The 16,262-nt window shown below is 73.5% G+C and carries 15 protein-coding genes; 2 read left to right on the plus strand and 13 right to left on the minus strand.

All coding sequences use genetic code 11. From position 1 onward, the window contains the following. Positions 1-103 precede the first annotated feature (103 nt). The 10 genes from JOD49_RS10215 to JOD49_RS10260 all read right to left on the minus strand — a co-directional run bounded on the left by JOD49_RS10215 (position 104) and on the right by JOD49_RS10260 (position 12,185). Positions 104-934 carry an HpcH/HpaI aldolase/citrate lyase family protein gene (locus JOD49_RS10215; protein ID WP_205307093.1) on the minus strand — a complete coding sequence of 277 codons (831 nt, stop codon included), beginning with the start codon at positions 932-934 and terminating at the stop codon, positions 104-106. Continuing rightward, the gene (locus tag JOD49_RS10220) at positions 931-2,139 is read right to left on the minus strand and encodes a CaiB/BaiF CoA transferase family protein (RefSeq protein ID WP_205307094.1); all 1,209 of its coding nucleotides are present in this window, start codon (positions 2,137-2,139) and stop codon (positions 931-933) included. The genes JOD49_RS10215 and JOD49_RS10220 overlap by 4 nt, the downstream gene beginning before the upstream one ends. Next, entirely contained in the window at positions 2,136-4,319 is a 2,184-nt protein-coding gene (locus JOD49_RS10225) for an SUMF1/EgtB/PvdO family nonheme iron enzyme (protein ID WP_205307095.1), read from the minus strand. Before JOD49_RS10225 ends, JOD49_RS10220 begins: the two co-directional genes overlap by 4 nt. After that, positions 4,316-5,290: a ribokinase gene (locus tag JOD49_RS10230; RefSeq protein WP_205307096.1), complete on the minus strand. Its 975-nt coding sequence runs from the start codon at positions 5,288-5,290 to the stop codon at positions 4,316-4,318. Before JOD49_RS10230 ends, JOD49_RS10225 begins: the two co-directional genes overlap by 4 nt. Then, positions 5,287-6,696 (minus strand): ADP-ribosylglycohydrolase family protein, encoded by a 1,410-nt coding sequence (locus JOD49_RS10235; protein WP_205307097.1) that lies wholly within the window; start codon positions 6,694-6,696, stop codon positions 5,287-5,289. The genes JOD49_RS10230 and JOD49_RS10235 overlap by 4 nt, the downstream gene beginning before the upstream one ends. Then, on the minus strand, positions 6,693-7,871 hold the full coding sequence (locus tag JOD49_RS10240; RefSeq protein ID WP_205307098.1) for an ADP-ribosylglycohydrolase family protein: 1,179 nt from the start codon (positions 7,869-7,871) through the stop codon (positions 6,693-6,695). The genes JOD49_RS10235 and JOD49_RS10240 overlap by 4 nt, the downstream gene beginning before the upstream one ends. A 109-nt stretch (positions 7,872-7,980) precedes the next feature. Beyond that, on the minus strand, positions 7,981-9,267 hold the full coding sequence (locus tag JOD49_RS10245) for an ABC transporter substrate-binding protein (RefSeq protein ID WP_205307099.1): 1,287 nt from the start codon (positions 9,265-9,267) through the stop codon (positions 7,981-7,983). Positions 9,268-9,347: 80 nt separating this feature from the next. Further along, positions 9,348-10,175, minus strand: coding sequence for a carbohydrate ABC transporter permease (locus tag JOD49_RS10250; protein ID WP_205307100.1), 828 nt, complete (start codon positions 10,173-10,175; stop codon positions 9,348-9,350). A 4-nt stretch (positions 10,176-10,179) separates the two neighbouring features. Next, positions 10,180-11,067 (minus strand): carbohydrate ABC transporter permease, encoded by an 888-nt coding sequence (locus JOD49_RS10255; protein WP_239525189.1) that lies wholly within the window; start codon positions 11,065-11,067, stop codon positions 10,180-10,182. Positions 11,068-11,144: 77 nt separating this feature from the next. Beyond that, complete coding sequence (locus JOD49_RS10260) at positions 11,145-12,185, minus strand: LacI family DNA-binding transcriptional regulator (RefSeq protein ID WP_205307102.1); 1,041 nt, start codon at positions 12,183-12,185, stop codon at positions 11,145-11,147. 269 nt (positions 12,186-12,454) lie between these two features. On the opposite strand from JOD49_RS10260, the gene JOD49_RS10265 reads away from it, so the two are divergent. Continuing rightward, complete coding sequence (locus tag JOD49_RS10265; RefSeq protein WP_205307103.1) at positions 12,455-13,612, plus strand: hypothetical protein; 1,158 nt, start codon at positions 12,455-12,457, stop codon at positions 13,610-13,612. Between the two features lie 90 nt (positions 13,613-13,702). After that, a complete protein-coding gene (locus tag JOD49_RS10270; RefSeq protein WP_205307104.1) occupies positions 13,703-14,356 on the plus strand; it encodes a chitinase in 654 nt (217 codons plus the stop codon). 129 nt (positions 14,357-14,485) lie between these two features. Here the strand turns inward: JOD49_RS10270 and JOD49_RS10275 are convergent, their stop codons facing one another. The 3 genes from JOD49_RS10275 to JOD49_RS10285 form a co-directional block, all read right to left on the minus strand. Then, complete coding sequence (locus JOD49_RS10275) at positions 14,486-14,878, minus strand: hypothetical protein (RefSeq protein WP_205307105.1); 393 nt, start codon at positions 14,876-14,878, stop codon at positions 14,486-14,488. A gap of 75 nt (positions 14,879-14,953) precedes the next feature. Continuing rightward, positions 14,954-15,415: a hypothetical protein gene (locus JOD49_RS10280; protein WP_205307106.1), complete on the minus strand. Its 462-nt coding sequence runs from the start codon at positions 15,413-15,415 to the stop codon at positions 14,954-14,956. Between the two features lie 84 nt (positions 15,416-15,499). Further along, a complete protein-coding gene (locus JOD49_RS10285; protein WP_205307107.1) occupies positions 15,500-16,255 on the minus strand; it encodes an SDR family oxidoreductase in 756 nt (251 codons plus the stop codon). Positions 16,256-16,262 lie beyond the last annotated feature (7 nt).

The following is a 16,262-nucleotide window of genomic DNA, read 5'->3' on the forward strand; positions in this document are numbered from 1 at the left end:
ATCGGTGCGTGCGGGGTACCTCGGTGCGTGCGGATCGAGCAGGTGGAACCGGGACCCGCCCGCGCGCCGGTGCGCGGACGGCCCCCTCACGGGAGAACACCGCTCAGGCGGTCGCCTCCCCCGCGACCGCGAGGACCGAGCGCGCGCGCTCGACCATCGCGACGTCGAGGAACGTGCCGTCGGGGAGCGCGATCGCCCCGACACCGCGCGCGGCCGCGGTGCCGACACGGTCGAGCACCTCGCGCGCTCGCGACACCTCGTCGGTGCTCGGGAGGAACGCCTCGCGGATGGGGTCGAGCTGGACGGGATGGATCGCGGTGCGCCCCAGGAAGCCGAGCGCACGGCCCGCGCGGCACGAGGCCACGAGCCCGTCGAGGTCCTTGACGTGCGTGTACGCCGACATGGACGGCGACGGCAGTCCGGCGGCCCGCGCCGCGACCACGAGGCGGCTGCGCACCCAGGCCAGCGCGCCGTCGTCGTCCACGCGCAGGTCCGAGCGCAGGTCGGCCTCGCCCAGACCGACCGACGCGACCCGGGGCGAGGCGGACGCGATCTCGAACGCGCGCTCGACCCCGAGCGCCGACTCGATCAGCAGGTGCAGGTCGCGCCCGGGCAGCGCGGCGGCGAGCTCACGGACCTCGTCGGCCGACTCGACCTTGGGCACGCGAGCCCCCACGGCGAGGGGCAGCGACGCGACCGCCGCGACGTCGTCGGCGTGCCAGGGCGTGCCGCGCTGGTTGACGCGCACCTGGACCCGGCGCGACACCTCGGCCAGCAGCGCGACGGCCGAGGCCCGCGCAGCCACCTTGGCGGCCGGGGCGACCGCGTCCTCGAGGTCGACGATCACGACGTCGGCCGACGTCGCGAAGGCCTTGGCGACGCGGTCGGGCCGGTCTCCCGGGGCGTAGAGCAGCGTGAGCGGCGGGGAGGTCATACGGCCCCCGCCTCCCGCAGCGCGGCGACGCGCTCGGCGTCGAAGCCCAGCTCGCCCAGCACCACGTCGGTGTCGGCGCCGTGCGCACGGCCCGTGAACCCGATGACGCCGTCGTGGTCCGAGAGCCGGAACAGCGGGCCCTGCATGAGCATCGGGCCGAGCTCGGGGTCCTCGATCTCGTGGAGCGTGCCGAGCGCCTGGAACTGCGGGTCGCCCACGATGTCCTGCGCGTCGTAGATGGGCGCGACCGCGGCCTGCGCCTCCTCGAACGCCGCCACGACCTCGTCGCGCGTGCGCTGCGCGATCCACCCGCCCACGGCCGCGTCGAGCTCGTCGGCGTGCTGGGCGCGCTCGGCGCCCACCGCGAACCACGGCTCGTCGATGACCTCGGGGTGCCCCACGAGGCGCAGGACGCGCTCCGCGATCGACTGCGCCGACGTCGAGACCGCGACCCACTGGCCGTCGCTCGTGCGGTACGTGTTGCGCGGCGCGTTGTTCGCCGAGCGGTTGCCCGTGCGCGGCTGCACGGTCCGCAGCTGGTCCCAGCGCGTGATCTGCGGCCCGAGCATCGCGAGGATGGGCTCGATGATCGCGGTGTCGACGACCTGGCCGCGCCCCGAGCGCTCGCGGCTCTGGAGCGCGACCATGACCGCGAACGCGGTCGCGAGCGACGCGACGCCGTCCGCGAGGCCGAACGGCGGCAGGGTCGGCGGGCCGTCCGCCTCGCCCGTCATGGCCGCGAAGCCGCTCATGGCCTCGGCGAGCGTGCCGAACCCGGGGCGCGACCGGTACGGCCCCACCTGCCCGAACCCGCTGATGCGCGCGAGCACGAGGCGCGGGTTGTGCGCCGAGAGCTCGTCGTAGCCCAGGCCCCAGCGTTCGAGCGTCCCGGGCCGGAAGTTCTCGATCACGACGTCGGCCTCGGCCGCGAGCGCCAGGAATACCTCCCGGCCCCCGTCGCTCGACAGGTTGACGGTCACGGTCCGCTTGTTGCGGCCGAGCGTCTTCCACCAGAGGTTGACGCCGTCCTTCGCGGCGCCGTGCCCGCGCGAGGGGTCGGGCTTGGTGGGGTGCTCGACCTTGATCACGTCGGCGCCCATGTCGCCGAGGTGCATCGCGGCCATGGGCCCCGCGAAGAGGGTCGAGGCGTCGACGACCTTGAGGCCCGCGAGCGCGCCGTCCTGGGGGTCGCGCGAGACCGTCATGCCGTCACCTCGTCCACGGTCCACGCGCACCGGAAGCCGATGCTCGAGCTGCGCGCCAGGCCCAGGCCCGGCAGGAGCAGCTTGGCGCTGAACTCGGGGCGCTGGACGCCGCCGTCGAAGTACCACTCGGAACCGGTCGACTCGTGGTCCGAGCCGCCCTTGAGCATGGCGTAGCGCGTGCGGCCGTCGCTGTGCTCGCTCTCGGTCCAGTTCCACACGACGGGCGCGCCGCGCAGCAGGCCGCCCGTCTCGCCCGCGAGCTGCCACTCGTCCTCGCTCGGGAGCCGGCCCCCGCGCCACGCGCTGTAGGCGCGTGCGTCGTCGAGGTCGACGAACGTCACGGGCTCGTCCTCGCGCCCCGCGGGCGGTCGGCCGTCCACCCAGTGCGCGAGGAAGCGGTGCCGGGTGGCGGGCCGATAGCCCGTCGCGTCGAGGAACGCCGCGAACTGGTCGTTCGTGACCTCGCCGGCCGCGACCGCGACGGGGGCTGCGAGGTCGCCGTCGCGCTGGAGCGTGCGCGCGTCGTGCAGGCGCGGCGAGAGCGGCTTCCACTCCTCGACGTAGGGCGCGCCCTGGTACATCCCGGTCTCGCGGGCGCGGTAGCGCACGGTCAGGGCGTACGGCCCCGCAGGCACGACGACGGCGCTCGCCTCCGGTCCGGACGTCGCCGGGGCGTCGCCCAGCGGGGTCGGGCGGGCATCCGCGCCGTCGGGGCCGCCCGGGTGAGCGGCAGAGGGAGCGGGCGCTACCGGGACGAGCGGGATCGCCGGTGCGATCCGGCGCGCGATCCGGTGGGGGAACCGCGCGTCCGCGCTGGGGGCGTGACCCCGCATGTCCTCGACCAGTTCGGCGAGCCACGCGGGCTCGACCGCTCCGGGCGCGAGGTGCACGAGCGCGGCGATGCCGCGGCCCGGGACCGTGAGCGAGACGGGTGGAGCGGTGGCACCGACATCGTCGGCGGCGCCACCGGCCTGGGCGACCGGCGCACCGGTCGGGTCCGTGGGGGCCGCGGTCGCCAGGCCCGTCAGGTCGACGAACCGACCGGCGGGGGCGGCGGTGAGGACCGGGCCCGTCCAGTCGTCCTCGCCGCGGTTGACGAGCGTCCACAGCGAGACGCCGTCGCGCGAGAAGAGGGACGCGTGCACGCCCGCGTCGCGTGCCTCGGGGGCGAGGTCCGTGAGCGGGGTCCACTCGCCGTCGAGCAGCAGGTTCTTGGCGGCGCGCTGGACCGTGACCATGCGGCGCAGCGTCGCGGCGTCGCGCTCGCTCCACCCGACCCACACCCCGAACACGACCTCCCACACCATGACGCCCACACCGTTGATCCACGCGGACTGGAGCTCGTCGGTGTGGTCACGGTTCCAGCGGCGCACGTGGTGCTGCATGTGGCGGCGCTCGTACCAGTGCGCGCGCAGCACGCCCGGCACGGAGGAGTCGGCGAAGAACTGCGCCCACGACGACGAGTGGTCCTCGATGCGCTCGACCGCGAGCTTGGACTCGCCCTCCAGGACGATGCCCGGGCGGGCGGCCTCGAGCCGCGCGACGAGCTCGGGCTCCGCCTTCTTGAGCGTGTCGAGGAAGACGCCGTCGGCCGGGAGGTCCGCGACGACCGCGGCGAGCTCGGACAGGTCGTCCTCGCCGCGGCGCGTGCCCGTGTCCCACGGGTTGTAGTCGACGAACACGTGCAGGCCCGCGGCGTGCAGGGTCGCGACCAGGCCACCCGGCCCCGTGAGGCCCGGGACGTCACGGTAGAAGTCCCACTGGTTGCGGTCGTCGATGCCGATCACGGGGTACGCGTGCCACAGCACCACGGCGTCGAGGTCCGCGAAGCGCTCGCGGGCGTCGGCCAGGAAGCGCTCGGGCGTGAAGCGGTTCTCCTCGAACGAGTAGAGCAGCTCGTCCCACAGCCAGACCTGCGCGATCGTGAAGCAGCTCGCGGCCCACGCGGCCTGGGGACGCTCGTAGACGGCGCCCGTGAAGCCGTGACGCTCGCGCGCGTCGGTGCGCCACGCCTCGAGCCGCTCGCGCCACGCGGCCCACTGCGCCGGGTCGTCCGGAGCGGCGAAGATCTTCGCCTGGTCGAGCGCGGCGAGGTCCTGCTCGTCGAGGGGTCCGTCGAGCGGGACGGACGTGGGGAGGTCGATGGGGCGGGGGACGAGCGGGTCGAACGTGTAGCTCATGGCTGCTGCTCCGGGTGGGCGAAGGTGGCGACCTCGTCGGCCGTGGGCACCGCGTCCTGCGCCCCGGGCCGGGTCACGGCCAGGGCGCCCGCGAACGAGGCGGTCCGGGCGGCGTCCACGAGGGTGGACCCGCCCGCGAGGGCTGCGGCGAGCACGCCGCAGAAGGTGTCGCCGGCGCCGGTCGTGTCGACCGCGTCGACGCGGGGGGCCGGGACGTGGACGGGTTCCGCACCGCGCCGGACGACGAGGCAGCCCGCGCCGCCGAGGGTCACGACGACGGCGGGCACCCGGGCCAGGAGGGTCGCGGCGAGGCGCGCGGCGGCGTCGACGGGGTCCGTGGGGGCGGCCCCGGTCGGACCGGCGGCCTCCCCCGCGAGGTCGCGGGCCTCGTGCTCGTTGACGATCAGCAGGTCGAGCGCGGCCCACATCTCGTCGGGCAGGTCGCGCGACGGCGCGGCGTTGAGCGCGAGCACGGCTCCCGGTCGACGCGCGGCGCCCGCGGCGAGGACCACGTCGAGCGGGATCTCGAGCTGCGCCAGGACGACGTCCGCAGCGCCGATCCGCTCGGCCTGCTCCGGGCCGATGCGCACGTGCGAGTTCGCCCCCGGGGCGACGACGATCGCGTTCTCGCCGTCGGGCGAGACCGTGATGAGGGCCGTGCCGGTCGGGGCGGTCGTGCGCTCGACGAGGTCGGTGCGCACTCCCCCGCGATCGAGCGAGGCGAGCAGGAGGTCGCCCGGCTCGTCGCGGCCGAGGGCCCCGACGAAGGTCGTGTCGGCGCCCCCCGCGCGTGCTGCGGCGACGGCCTGGTTCGCTCCCTTGCCGCCGGGGTTGCGGCGCAGGTCGCCACCGAGGATCGTCTCGCCGCCGCCGGGGTGGCGCGGGACGTCGACCACGAGGTCCACGTTGGCCGAGCCCACGACGACGACGCTCCCGGGGCGCGGGCCGTTCTCGTGCCGGTGCGCGCTCATGCGTCGGACCCCGTGCTGGTGGCACGAAGGCTCCCGGAGGCGTGGGCCGCAGCCACCGGCCCCGTGAGCCGCAGCGCCACCGTCCGCGCCGCGAGGTCGTCGATGCGCTGCTCCCCACCGGGCAGCGAGGTCGCGATGCGACCGTCGAGCGGTGCGGTCCACCGCTCACCGATCCCGTCGGTCCCGAGCAGCGCACCGACCACGCCGCCCACGGTCGCTGCCGCGGAGTCGGTGTCCCAGCCCGCGGTGACCGCGATCGAGACGCTCGACCCGAAGTCCCCCGCACCCTTGGTCAGGGCGTACGCGATCACGGCCGCGTTGTTGAGCACGTGGACCCAGTGCAGGTCGCCGTACGCGGCGTGGATCCGGTCGAGACCCGTGGCGACGTCGCCTGCTTCCGCACCCGCCTCGCGGCCCAGGCGGACCGCCTCGGCGATCCGGCTGTCCGGGGGCAGCACGGTCTGGGCCGCGTCGAGCACGTCCTCGACGCTCGCGCAGACCATCGACGCCGACGCGAGGGCCGCGGCCCACAGGGCGCCGTAGACGCCGTTGCGCGTGTGGCTCAGCCGCGCGTCGGTCCACGCGAGGTACGCGGCGGTCCGGACGTCGCCCGGGGCGACCCACCCGAGGACGTCGGTGCGGATGAGCGCACCGATCCACTCCCGGAACGGGTTGTGGTGGGTCGCGGTCTCCGGGACGGGGCGCGCGTCGACGATGTTGCGGTACGCCGCGCGCTCCGCGGTGAAGACGCGCCCCGCGGGGAGGTTGTCGAGCCAGAGCTGGGCGACGTCGTCGGTCGTGAAGGCCGCGCCGTGCTTCTCGAGCAGGGCGAGCGCGAGGATCGGGTAGTTGAGGTCGTCGTCCTCGGGCATCCCGTCGATGTTCTCCTCGAGCGAGGTCGGGGCGCTGCGCCGGTTCCAGGGCCAGCGCGCCGCGACGTCCTCGGGGAGCCCGACGGCCGTGAACCAGGTGTCGAGCGGCCAACGGCCCGTGGCCCGCAGGATGTCCTCGATGCCCTGGCGCGGGATCTTCTCGACGGGCTTGCCGAGCAGGCACCCTGCCGAACGCCCGGTCCAGGCGCCGTGCACGCGGCGGGCGAGCTCGTCGTCGGGCACCGTGGGGAGCGCCGGGGGTGCCGGGAGGAGCGCGACGATCTGCGCCCACCCGTCGGGCTCGGTCGGGGCGGGCGCCGCGGGCAGCGCGTCGAGCTCGTCGAGGAGCTCGCGGGCCAGGGCGCGCAGCGCCGGGGGCGCGGGCACGGGGCCCGCGCCGCTCACGGCCGGGACCGTGTCGCCGCCCGCCGCGGTCCACCGTGCGACGACGGCGGACACGTCCTTGCCCTCGACGGTCGACTGGACGAGCTCGTGCGCGAGCAGGTCCTCGGGCTGGGCCCAGGTGAGTCTCACGCCGGGGCTCCCACCGTCGCGGCCTCGATCTCGTCGAGGGCCAGGAGTCGAGCCGTCGCGGCCTCGCGGTCGGCTCGGAGGATGTCGCGCGCGGCGGCCCCCATGAGACGCCCGGTCGCGCGGACGTCGGTGCGGCTCGCGCGCTCGATCTCGTCGAGCCACTCGGTCGGCACGACCTCGGTCCCGCCGAGCCCGGCAGTGATCGCGCCGGCCATGACCGCGATCGAGTCGGCGTCGCGCCCGTAGTTGACCGCGCCGAGCACCGCCCCGCGGAAGTCGCCACGGTGGCCCAGGACGAACCCGAGCGCCGCGGGCAGCTCCTCGATGGCCTTGGTGCGCGAGGGGCGACGGGCGTCCATCGACATCTGCCGGTACTCGGGGCCGACCGAGTCGAACGGGGCGACGACCTCGCGGATCGTGCGTGCCAGGGCGCGCTCCTCCTCGTCGGTCGTGGGGACCGTGGTCCAGCCCTCGAACGCGTCGACGACCGCGCGCAGCGCGGCGAGCGTGCCGTCGTGCGCGACGTCGAGCGCGGCGGCCACGACGTCCTCGACGCTCGCTCCGGGCGCGACCGCCGCCGCGACCATGGCCGCGAAGACGCCCGCGGCCTCGCGGCCGTAGCTCGCCTGGTGGGCTCCCGTGAGGTCGATCGCCTCGGCGTACGCGCCGCGCGGGTCGCCCGCGTTGGCCAGCCCCACGGGGGCCACGTACATGGCCGCGCCGCAGTTGACGATGTTCCCGACACCCGCCTCGCGGGGGTCGACGTGCCCGTAGTGCAGCCGGGCGACGATCCACTTCTCCGCGAGGAACACGCGCTGCAGCAGCAGGGCCGTCGACTCGAGCTCGGGGATCCAGCGGGGCTCGCCGATCATGAGCGGGACCAGGTCCTCGGCCATCGCGTACGCGTCGAGGTGCGCCCGGCGCTTGGCGTAGACCTCGACGAGCGCCTGCGTCATGAGGGTGTCGTCCGTGATGTGCCCGTCGCCCTTGTGGTACGGCGCGATGGGGCGGGCGTCCTGCCAGTTCGGGTAGAACGGCCCGACGATGCCCGTGACCCGTCCGCCGTGGCGCTCCTCGATCTGCTCCGGGGTCCACCCTTCGGTCGCCCCACCCAGCGCGTCGCCGACGGCCGCGCCGGTGATCACCGCCACTGCCTTCTCGTCCAGCCAGCTCACGAGGTCACTCCCTGTCGTTCGTCGTTCTGCGTGCGGGCGACTCGGGGCCACCCGTGGTCGTCGTCCGTGCGGACGGGCGGGCTGCCGCCCGTCCGCACGGGTCGTGCTGCTACTTGGTGATCTCTTCCCAGCCGGTCGTCAGCTCGGTGGCCACGCCGTCGGCGTCGATCTCCTGCGCGAGGAAGCGCTGGTAGGCCGGCGTCGCGACCGTGTCCTTCCACTGGGCGTAGGCGTCGACGAAGAGGTACGGCGCGGACACGAGGTGCTGGCCCGAGGAGAGGATGACGTCCCAACCGTTCTCGGTGCCGAGCTTGGCCGCGAGGGCCTCCTGCGCGGACGTCGTCGCGGGGATGAGGGCGTCGGCCTCGTTGAGCGCGGCCAGGTTCTCGGTCTGCGTGAAGAACTCGATGAACTCGGCCGACTCGTCGACGTGCTTCGAGTCGATGTTGACCGACAGGGTCTGCGGGTTGGCGGCCTGCTCGGCCCCCTCGGACCCCTCGAGCGGCGGGAGCACGATCCAGTCGAAGCCCTCGGGCGCGTCGGTCGCGATGTTCGCGGCCTGGAACGAGCCTTGGATCGTCATGGCGACCTGCCCCGCGTAGAACGTCGCGAGGGTCTCCGACCCGGTCTGGCTCAGGGTCACGGGCAGGATCGACTTGTCCTCGAACGCCATGGCGTCCACGAGGTTCGGCACGGCCATCTCGCCCTCGCCGACCGTCAGCGTCGCGTCGGCGCCGCTGCCCTCGAAGTAGGTGCCGCCGAAGCCGGGCGCGAACGCCATGTACGCCGCGGTGGGGCTCTTGAGACCCCAGCCCAGGCCGTACGTGCCGTCCGTGGTCGTGGCCTGCGCGATCGCGCGCATCTCGTCCCACGTCATGGTCTCGCCCGTGGGGATCGTGACCCCCGCGGCGTCGAGCAGCGTCTTGTTCGCGAACACCATGTAGGACTGGAGCTCGGTCGGGTACGCGATGACCTTGTCGTCGACCGTGACCGCGTCGAGGATGCCCTCGGGGACGTCCGCACGGAACTCGTCGGACATGTGCTCCGAGAGGTCGGCGAGGTAGCCGTCGGCCGCGAAGGGCACGATGCTCGCTGCCTCGTAGTGGATGATGTCCGGCGCCGCACCGCCGTTGAACTGCGTGATGAGCTTGTCGTAGATCCCGTCCCACCCCGCGGGGACGATCTCGACCTGGACGTCGGGGTTGGCCTCGTTCCAGTCCGAGACGATGCTCTCGGTCGCGGCGATGGCCGCCGGCTGGTCGGAGAGCGACTGGAACTTGAGCGTGATCGGGCCGGAGTCTCCACCGGCGGCGCCGTCGCTGCCGCTTCCGCAAGCGGTGAGGAACAACGTGCCGATCGTGAGGCATGCGGCGATGGACGCACCACGAGTCTTCATGTGTCTGCCTTTCTGAGGCGTGGGGGTCGTGCGGGTGGGGTGGGTGGGACGGGTTCCGTCGAGGCGGGGGCGCACTGCGCTCACCCCTTGACGGCACCGGACAGGAGTCCGCCGGTGAGCCTTTTCTGCATGATGGAGAAGAAGACGATGCTGGGGATCGCGGCGAGCACGGCGCCCGCCGCGAGCGGGCCGAGGGCGACCTTGCCCTCGCCGCCGATGAACATCTTGAGCGTGATCGGCAGCGTGTAGTTCTCGGGCGACTGCAGCAGCACGAGCGCGAAGAAGAACTCGTTCCACGAGGACACGAAGCTGAACATCGCGGTCGCGACGACGCCCGGCATGAGGAGCGGGAAGACGATCTGGCGGAGCACCGTCAGGCGGCTGGCCCCGTCCATCGACCCTGCTTCCTCGAGCTCGATGGGGATCGAGCTCACGTAGCCCTGCAGCATCCACAGCGCGAACGGCAGCGTGTACGTCGTGTGCACGAGGGTCAGGCCGACCAGGCTGTCGGTCAGGCCGATGGTCCGCAGGATGAGGAACAGCGGCAGGATGATGAGGATCACGGGGAAGACCTGGCTGACCAGGATCCACCCCACGCCCATGCCGCGGACCAGGCCCTTGAGCCGGGCCAGGACGTACGCGCCGGGCAGCGCGATGAGGAGCACGAGCGCGGTCGAGACGAGCGCGACGATCGCGGAGTTCCACGCCGAGCGCACGAGGCCCTGGCGTTCGAGCGCGGCCGAGTAGTTGCCGAGCTCGATGTCCTGCGGGATCAGGCTCACGCTGAGCGAGTTGAGCTCCCCCGACGACTTGAGCGACGCCGAGATGAGCCACAGCAGCGGGAAGCCGAGGAAGACGATGTAGAAGCACAGCGCCACGTACTGGGCTGGCCGGACGAGATGACGCATCAGATCACTTCCCCGTGCTGTCGCGGTCTTGGCGGAACTGGGACCACAGGTAGATCGCGAGCAGGAGCACGACGACGACCACGAGCACGACGCCCATGGCGGCCGCGTAGCCGATGTTCCTGTTCTTGAACGCCTCGAGGTACGTGTAGAGCATCGGCAGCATGGTGCGGCCGCCCGGTCCGCCCTCGGTCAGCACGTAGACCAGGGAGAACGAGTTGAAGTTCCAGATGAAGTTGAGCGAGGTGATCGACGTGATGATCGGGCGCAGGCTGGGGAGGGTCACGGCCGTGAAGCGGCGCCACGCGTTCGCGCCGTCGATCGCGGCGGCCTCGTGGAGCTCGTCGGGGATCTGCTGGAGCCCGGCGAGCAGCGTCACGGTGGTCTGCGGCATGCCGACCCAGATGCCGACGACGATCACGGCGGGCAGCGCGGTCGAGAAGTCCGCGAGCCAGTTGATGTCGTCGGGCAGACCCACGCTGCCGAGGAACGCGTTGAGCGGACCCGCGTTGGGCGAGTAGATCATCCGCCACATGATCGCGACGACCACGGGCGGCATGGCCCACGGGATCAGCGCGAGCACGCGGGTCAGGCCCTGGAGCTTGAGGTCGGAGTTGAGCAGGAGCGCGAGGCCCATGGCCGCGACGAGCTGGAGCAGCGTCACCGACACGGCCCAGATCATGCCGATCCGGAACGAGTCCCAGAAGAACGAGTTGTCAGCCAGGCGGACGAAGTTGTCCATTCCGACGAACGCGTACTCGGGGTTGCGGACCAGGCGCGCGTCGGTGAACGCGAGCCCCACGCCGACGAGGAGGGGGGCGACGCTCAGGACGAGGATCGGGAGCAGCGACGGGATGACGAGGGCGATGGCCTCGCGCCGCTTCGAGCGGGTCATCCCTCCGTTCCGGCGCGGAGTGAGCCGCTGGGGGGCGGGGGAGGCCGGTCGGGGGCCGGCCTCCACGGTGGGCGCTGTCATGACTTCTCTCCGTCGAGTGCGTCGGTCGGTCGGGTGGATTCGCGGACGAGGAGGGTCGGCCCCACGTCCACGTGCCGGGTCTCGTGGGCCGTGCCCTCGACCAGGCCGAGCACGAGCTGCGCGGCGCGGCGGCCACGCTCGGCCGAGCCCAGGGAGACGCTCGTGAGGCTCGGGTGGAAGACGCGGCCGATCTCGGTGTCGTCCATGCCGGTCACGGCGAGGTCGGTGGGGACGTCGAGGCCGCCGAGCCGGGCCGCGTGCATGGCACCGATCGCGAGCAGGTCGTTGGCGGCGACGATCGCGTCGAGGCCACCGTGCGCCGCGCCGCGCTCGATGAGCGCGCGTGTCGCGGCGAGGCCGGCCGCGACCGTGAAGTCCTCGGCGATCTCGACGTCGACGCGCTCGGCGGCGAACCCGGGGGCGGCGACCGCGGCGTCGAACCCTCGCTGGCGGGCTTCGCCGGGGGTCGTGTCGAGGGGGCCGTTGAGGAACGCGATGCGGCGGCGGCCGATGTCGAGCAGGTGGGTCACGGCCTGGCCGATCCCGCCCGCGGAGTCGGTCGAGACCGAGTCGATGCCGTGGGCGCCGAGCGAGCGGCCGATCACGACGACCGGCACGGCGGACTCGTGGATCTCACGCACGAGGTCTTCGCTCATGCGCAGGGGGCTGAGGATGATCCCGTCGACCATGCCGTTCGCGAGGCTGCGCACGAGGTCGGTCGTGGACTCCGCGGTGTCTCCCGTGGTCGTCACGACGACCCGGTAGCCGTAGGGCGCGACGACCGCGTGGATCGCGGACATCATCTCGACGTAGACCTGGTTGCCGATGTCGGCGACCGCGAAGGCGATCTGGAAGGTGCGCTTCATGCGCAGCGAGCGCCCGACGGCGTCGGGGCTGTACCCGAGCTCCTGGGCGGCGGCGCGCACGCGCTCGACCATGGCCTTGCTGGCGCCGGAGCCGTGCAGCGCTCGGGAGGTCGAGGCGAGCGAGACCCCTGCACGCTCGGCGACCTCGTTCAACGTTGCACGTGATGCCATCGGTTCCTGCCCTCTCCGTCGAAGGTGGTGCGGAAGATCTCGATTTGGAAACGTTTCCAACGCAGCGGTGCGAAACACTCTGGAAACGTTTCCGGATTGAGAGGCACTCTTGCACGCGGCCTCGGAGAGTGTCAACCGACGAGCAGTTCCCGCCCGACGGCGGAGCGCGCCTCCCGCACCTGGGCGCGCTCCGGCGTCGGGCCGGACCGGGCTGCGGGCTCCCCACCCGAGCCGCGGGCGCCTCACCCGCGTGCGCTACCCTCGCGGGCATGCCGATGACGTCACGCAGGGACCCCGCCGTGCTCGTCGCCGGGCTGGTCACCTCGATCCTGTGGGTCGGGACGGCGGTCCTCAGCGACTGGGTGCACGCGAACTTCACGTACCGGGTCCACAGCGCGCTCGTCCGCACGTTCCTCCCCCACCCGAACGGGACGTTCCCGGGCGGCTCCGCGATCACGGGTCAGACGATCCTCGCGGCTCTCCTCGCAGGGCTGGTCGTCCTCGTCGTCGCCTACCTCGCGACGCGGCGCCTGCCTCGACGCACCGGCACGTGGGGCGTCTTCCTCGCGACGTGGTTCGGGGTCGTGGCGGGCGGGACGGCGGGATCGGTCGCCGACACGGTCGCGGACATCGCCTTCCCCGCCCCCATGAACCCGGCGTTCCACCTGCTCGCCGCGTCGTTCGCCGGGGGCTGGTGGGGTCTGGTCAACGGCTGGCTCGTGGGCGCGGCCCTCGTCGGAGCCCTCGCCCTGACGAACAGGTCCGCCACGGCGGAGCTCCCCGCGACGCGCAGGTCGCGCAAGCCGCTGCGGGCCCGCGCCTGGCCCGCCGTGCTCGCCGCCGGTCTGACGGCCTCGCTCGTGTGGGTCGCGGTCGGGGCAGGCAGCTCGTGGCTCGTGTGGCACCGCAGCGCGCGCGGCCCGATCGACCTCGTCGCCGAGGCGGCCACGGGGGCGATGATCTTCCGCTTCGCGCCGCAAGGGCAACCGGTCCAGGGCCTGGAGGTGGCGCTCGCGCTGGTCGTGGCCCTGGTCGTCGCGGGTGGGACGTGGCTCGCGACCCGTCGGCTCCCGCCGCGCGCGGGACGCTGGACCCTGGTGCTCGCGGTCTGGTTCGCCACCGTCGCGGCGGCCGTGGGCCCCGCGGCGGCCCGGTCGTTCACGGCCTACGCCGGGTTCGGGCTGCACTCGGCCACGATGAACATGGTCCTGCCGACCATGCAGGCGAGCCTCTTCTGGCCGCTCGTCACGGGGTGGGTCGCGGGCCTGGTCGCCGTCCTCGTGTACGCCAGGACGGGCGGCGCGACCCCTGCGGACCCCTCCCCCGAGGGCTCCCCCGGCCCTGGCGACCTCCCCGAGCCCGACGTCGAGGACGCCCCGCGGAGCGCACTGCACACCGATACCGACGAGCGCTCCCTCGTCCCCTAGGGTGACCGCTGAACGCAGGCGGGGCACCGACGGATCACCGACGAGTCGTCGGGCGACACACCGCCCGGAACAGTGACGAGAGGGTGGCTCATGGCTGAGACAGGTTCGACGAGCGGCATCACGACGGGCTTCGTGGTGACCGAGGCGCAGTTCGAGGAGATGTTCCCGGACCGCAACCCGTTCTACACGTACGCGGGCCTGGTCGCCGCGACCGAGGCGTACCCCGAGTTCGCGACGTCGGGCGGCCCCGAGATCGCGGCCCGCGAGGCCGCGGCCTTCCTCGCGAACGTGAGCCACGAGAGCACGGGTCTGCTGCACGTGAGCGAGCTCAACACGGCCGTGTACTCGCACTACTGCGACCCGACCCAGCCCTACGGCTGCCCCGCAGGACAGGACGCCTACTACGGCAAGGGCCCCATCCAGCTCTCCTGGAACTTCAACTACAAGGCCGCGGGCGACGCCCTGGGCATCGACCTGCTGAACAACCCGTTCCTCGTCGAGACGGACGCGACCGTCGCCTGGAAGACCGCGCTCTGGTACTGGAACACGCAGCCCGGCGAGGGCACCATGACGTGCCACGAGGCGATCGTCGGGGAGCACGGCTTCCGCGAGACGATCCGCGCGATCAACGGCCCGCTCGAGTGCGACGGCGGGAACCCGCGCCAGGTCGCGAACCGGGTGGCGCTGTTCCGCCGCTACGCCGATCTCCTGGGCACCACCACGGGCGACCACCTGACCTGCTGAGCACTGCGGCCCGACGGCGGCGCTCGCCCCGGAGGTGAGCGGCGCCGTCGGGCAGGCTCGGCGCAGCCCGTGTCGCGGGTCCTGCCAGGGCCCCCAGGGCCGTGCTTCCTTCTCGAGTCGACCGAGCGCCTATCCGGACGGGTCCAGCGTCGCCCGCGCCGTCGCCGGGGGATCGCACGGGTCGTCGTCGGTCGTCCACGGGATGCTGAGGGCGTGGACGGACAGGACTGCTCCCGAGGCGTCCAGGACGGTGATCGTGGTCTCGTCCGGGGTGGAGCCCGGAAAGCTCAGGACGCGGGACCTTCGGTCGCCGTCGTCCTCGCCGACGAAGCACGTCTCCGTGGACTCACAGCTCGCCCCGATGGTCGAGCCCGGCGGCAGGTCGGCGGTGAACGAGACGGTCAGCGTGCTCGAGGTGCCGACGGCAGGACAGTCGAGGTTGCTCGAACAGCCCGAGACCAGGACGGCAGGCACCACGAGGCACACGACCGCGGAAGCAGCGGAGCGTCGACGCCTGTGCACACGGGAAGGCTACCAACGCCGTGGCGACGAGGCCCGCTCGTCCACAGGCACGGTGGTCCTGGGGAGGCGCGGGCGTCAGGGGCGCACCGCGAACACCGCGAGCGAGAGCGCGACCGCGTCCTCGACGACCGCGGCCTGCCAGTCGGGGCGCCTGCCGACCGCGGCCGCGCGCCACGCGGCCCCGCCCCAGGTGCCCGCAGCGCCGCCCGCCGCCCCGAGGAGCAGCGGGAGGAGCACCCCGGCCTCGGCGCGGCGCGCGAGCACGAGCGCGCCCACCGCGCCCGAGACCATGCGGATCGGCGGCCCGGGCTGCTCGAGCCGCGAACCCGCGCTCGGTAGCTTGTCCCCCGTGAGCTCGGCCGCGACCCCCAGCGCACCGACGACCTTGGCGAGCACCCCCCACGGCCCCGACAGCGAGGACGTGAGCACCGGAGGAGCCAGGCCGAGCGACGCACGGCTGCCCGCCGCGACCCCGATCGCGAGCGACCGGGCGAGGACGTCGAACGAGGATCGCGAGGTACCACCGGCTCGGGTCATGCTCCCCACGATCACGCGCGGTCCGGGCCCCGGCAACCGGGGGCTCGGCCCGGACGCGTCCTGGTCCTGCCGCCGAGGTCCGGGCTAGCTCGGGCGCCCGTACCGCCCGAGCAGGTGCTGGCCGTACGTGCCCGTCCCGTAGGGGGCGCCCGGCACCATGTGGTGGCCTGCCGCGTACGCCCCGAAGGTCCGCCCCGGCAGCCGCACCCGGGCGACACCGCGGCGGCTGCCCGTCGCCCGCAGCCAGGCGCGCGCGGCCTCGCGGCCCGTGATGCGCTCGGGTCCGCCGACGTCCGCGACCCGGCCCGACGGCCCGGCGGCGACGATCTCCACGAGGCGCGCGGCGACGTCGGGCACCGCGACCGGCTGGACCTCGAGCGCAGGCGTGAGCAGCACGGGCGAGAAGCGCTGCGCGAGGAAGAGGTTGTCGACGAACTCGTGGAACTGCGTGGCCCGCAGGATGGTGTGCGGCAGGCCGGACGCGGCCAGCAGGTCCTCGACCTCGACCTTCGCCGTGTAGTAGCCGAGCGGGATCTGGTCGACGCCCACGATCGACTGGAACACGACGTGCCCCACCCCGGCGTCGCGGGTCGCGGCCACGACGTGGCGGCCCATCTCGACGTCGGCCCGGGGACCGCGGGTCGCCAGGTGCAGGACCGTCTCCACGCCGTCGAACGCTTCCCGCAGGCCCTCACCCGTGGTGAGGTCCCCGGTCACGAAGGCCGGGCCCGGCCGGGTGGACCGGCTGAGCACGCGGACGTCGTGCCCCGCGGCACGCAGGAGCGTCACGGTGGGGGTGCCGAGCGTGCCGGTACCGCCGGTCACGAGGATCGTGGTCATGACCGCA

Origin of the sequence: Oerskovia jenensis (assembly GCF_016907235.1) — a bacterium.
Classification (GTDB): domain Bacteria; phylum Actinomycetota; class Actinomycetes; order Actinomycetales; family Cellulomonadaceae; genus Oerskovia; species Oerskovia jenensis.

Coding starts and splice junctions, on each gene's coding strand:
- JOD49_RS10255 (WP_239525189.1), bottom strand. CDS start 11,067: ATGACCCGCTCGAAGCGGCGCGAGGCCATCGCCCTCGTCATCCCGTCG.
- JOD49_RS10245 (WP_205307099.1), bottom strand. CDS start 9,267: ATGAAGACTCGTGGTGCGTCCATCGCCGCATGCCTCACGATCGGCACG.
- JOD49_RS10280 (WP_205307106.1), bottom strand. CDS start 15,415: ATGACCCGAGCCGGTGGTACCTCGCGATCCTCGTTCGACGTCCTCGCC.
- JOD49_RS10265 (WP_205307103.1), top strand. CDS start 12,455: ATGCCGATGACGTCACGCAGGGACCCCGCCGTGCTCGTCGCCGGGCTG.
- JOD49_RS10225 (WP_205307095.1), bottom strand. CDS start 4,319: ATGAGCTACACGTTCGACCCGCTCGTCCCCCGCCCCATCGACCTCCCC.
- JOD49_RS10215 (WP_205307093.1), bottom strand. CDS start 934: ATGACCTCCCCGCCGCTCACGCTGCTCTACGCCCCGGGAGACCGGCCC.
- JOD49_RS10285 (WP_205307107.1), bottom strand. CDS start 16,255: ATGACCACGATCCTCGTGACCGGCGGTACCGGCACGCTCGGCACCCCC.
- JOD49_RS10250 (WP_205307100.1), bottom strand. CDS start 10,175: ATGCGTCATCTCGTCCGGCCAGCCCAGTACGTGGCGCTGTGCTTCTAC.
- JOD49_RS10220 (WP_205307094.1), bottom strand. CDS start 2,139: ATGACGGTCTCGCGCGACCCCCAGGACGGCGCGCTCGCGGGCCTCAAG.
- JOD49_RS10260 (WP_205307102.1), bottom strand. CDS start 12,185: ATGGCATCACGTGCAACGTTGAACGAGGTCGCCGAGCGTGCAGGGGTC.
- JOD49_RS10230 (WP_205307096.1), bottom strand. CDS start 5,290: ATGAGCGCGCACCGGCACGAGAACGGCCCGCGCCCCGGGAGCGTCGTC.
- JOD49_RS10270 (WP_205307104.1), top strand. CDS start 13,703: ATGGCTGAGACAGGTTCGACGAGCGGCATCACGACGGGCTTCGTGGTG.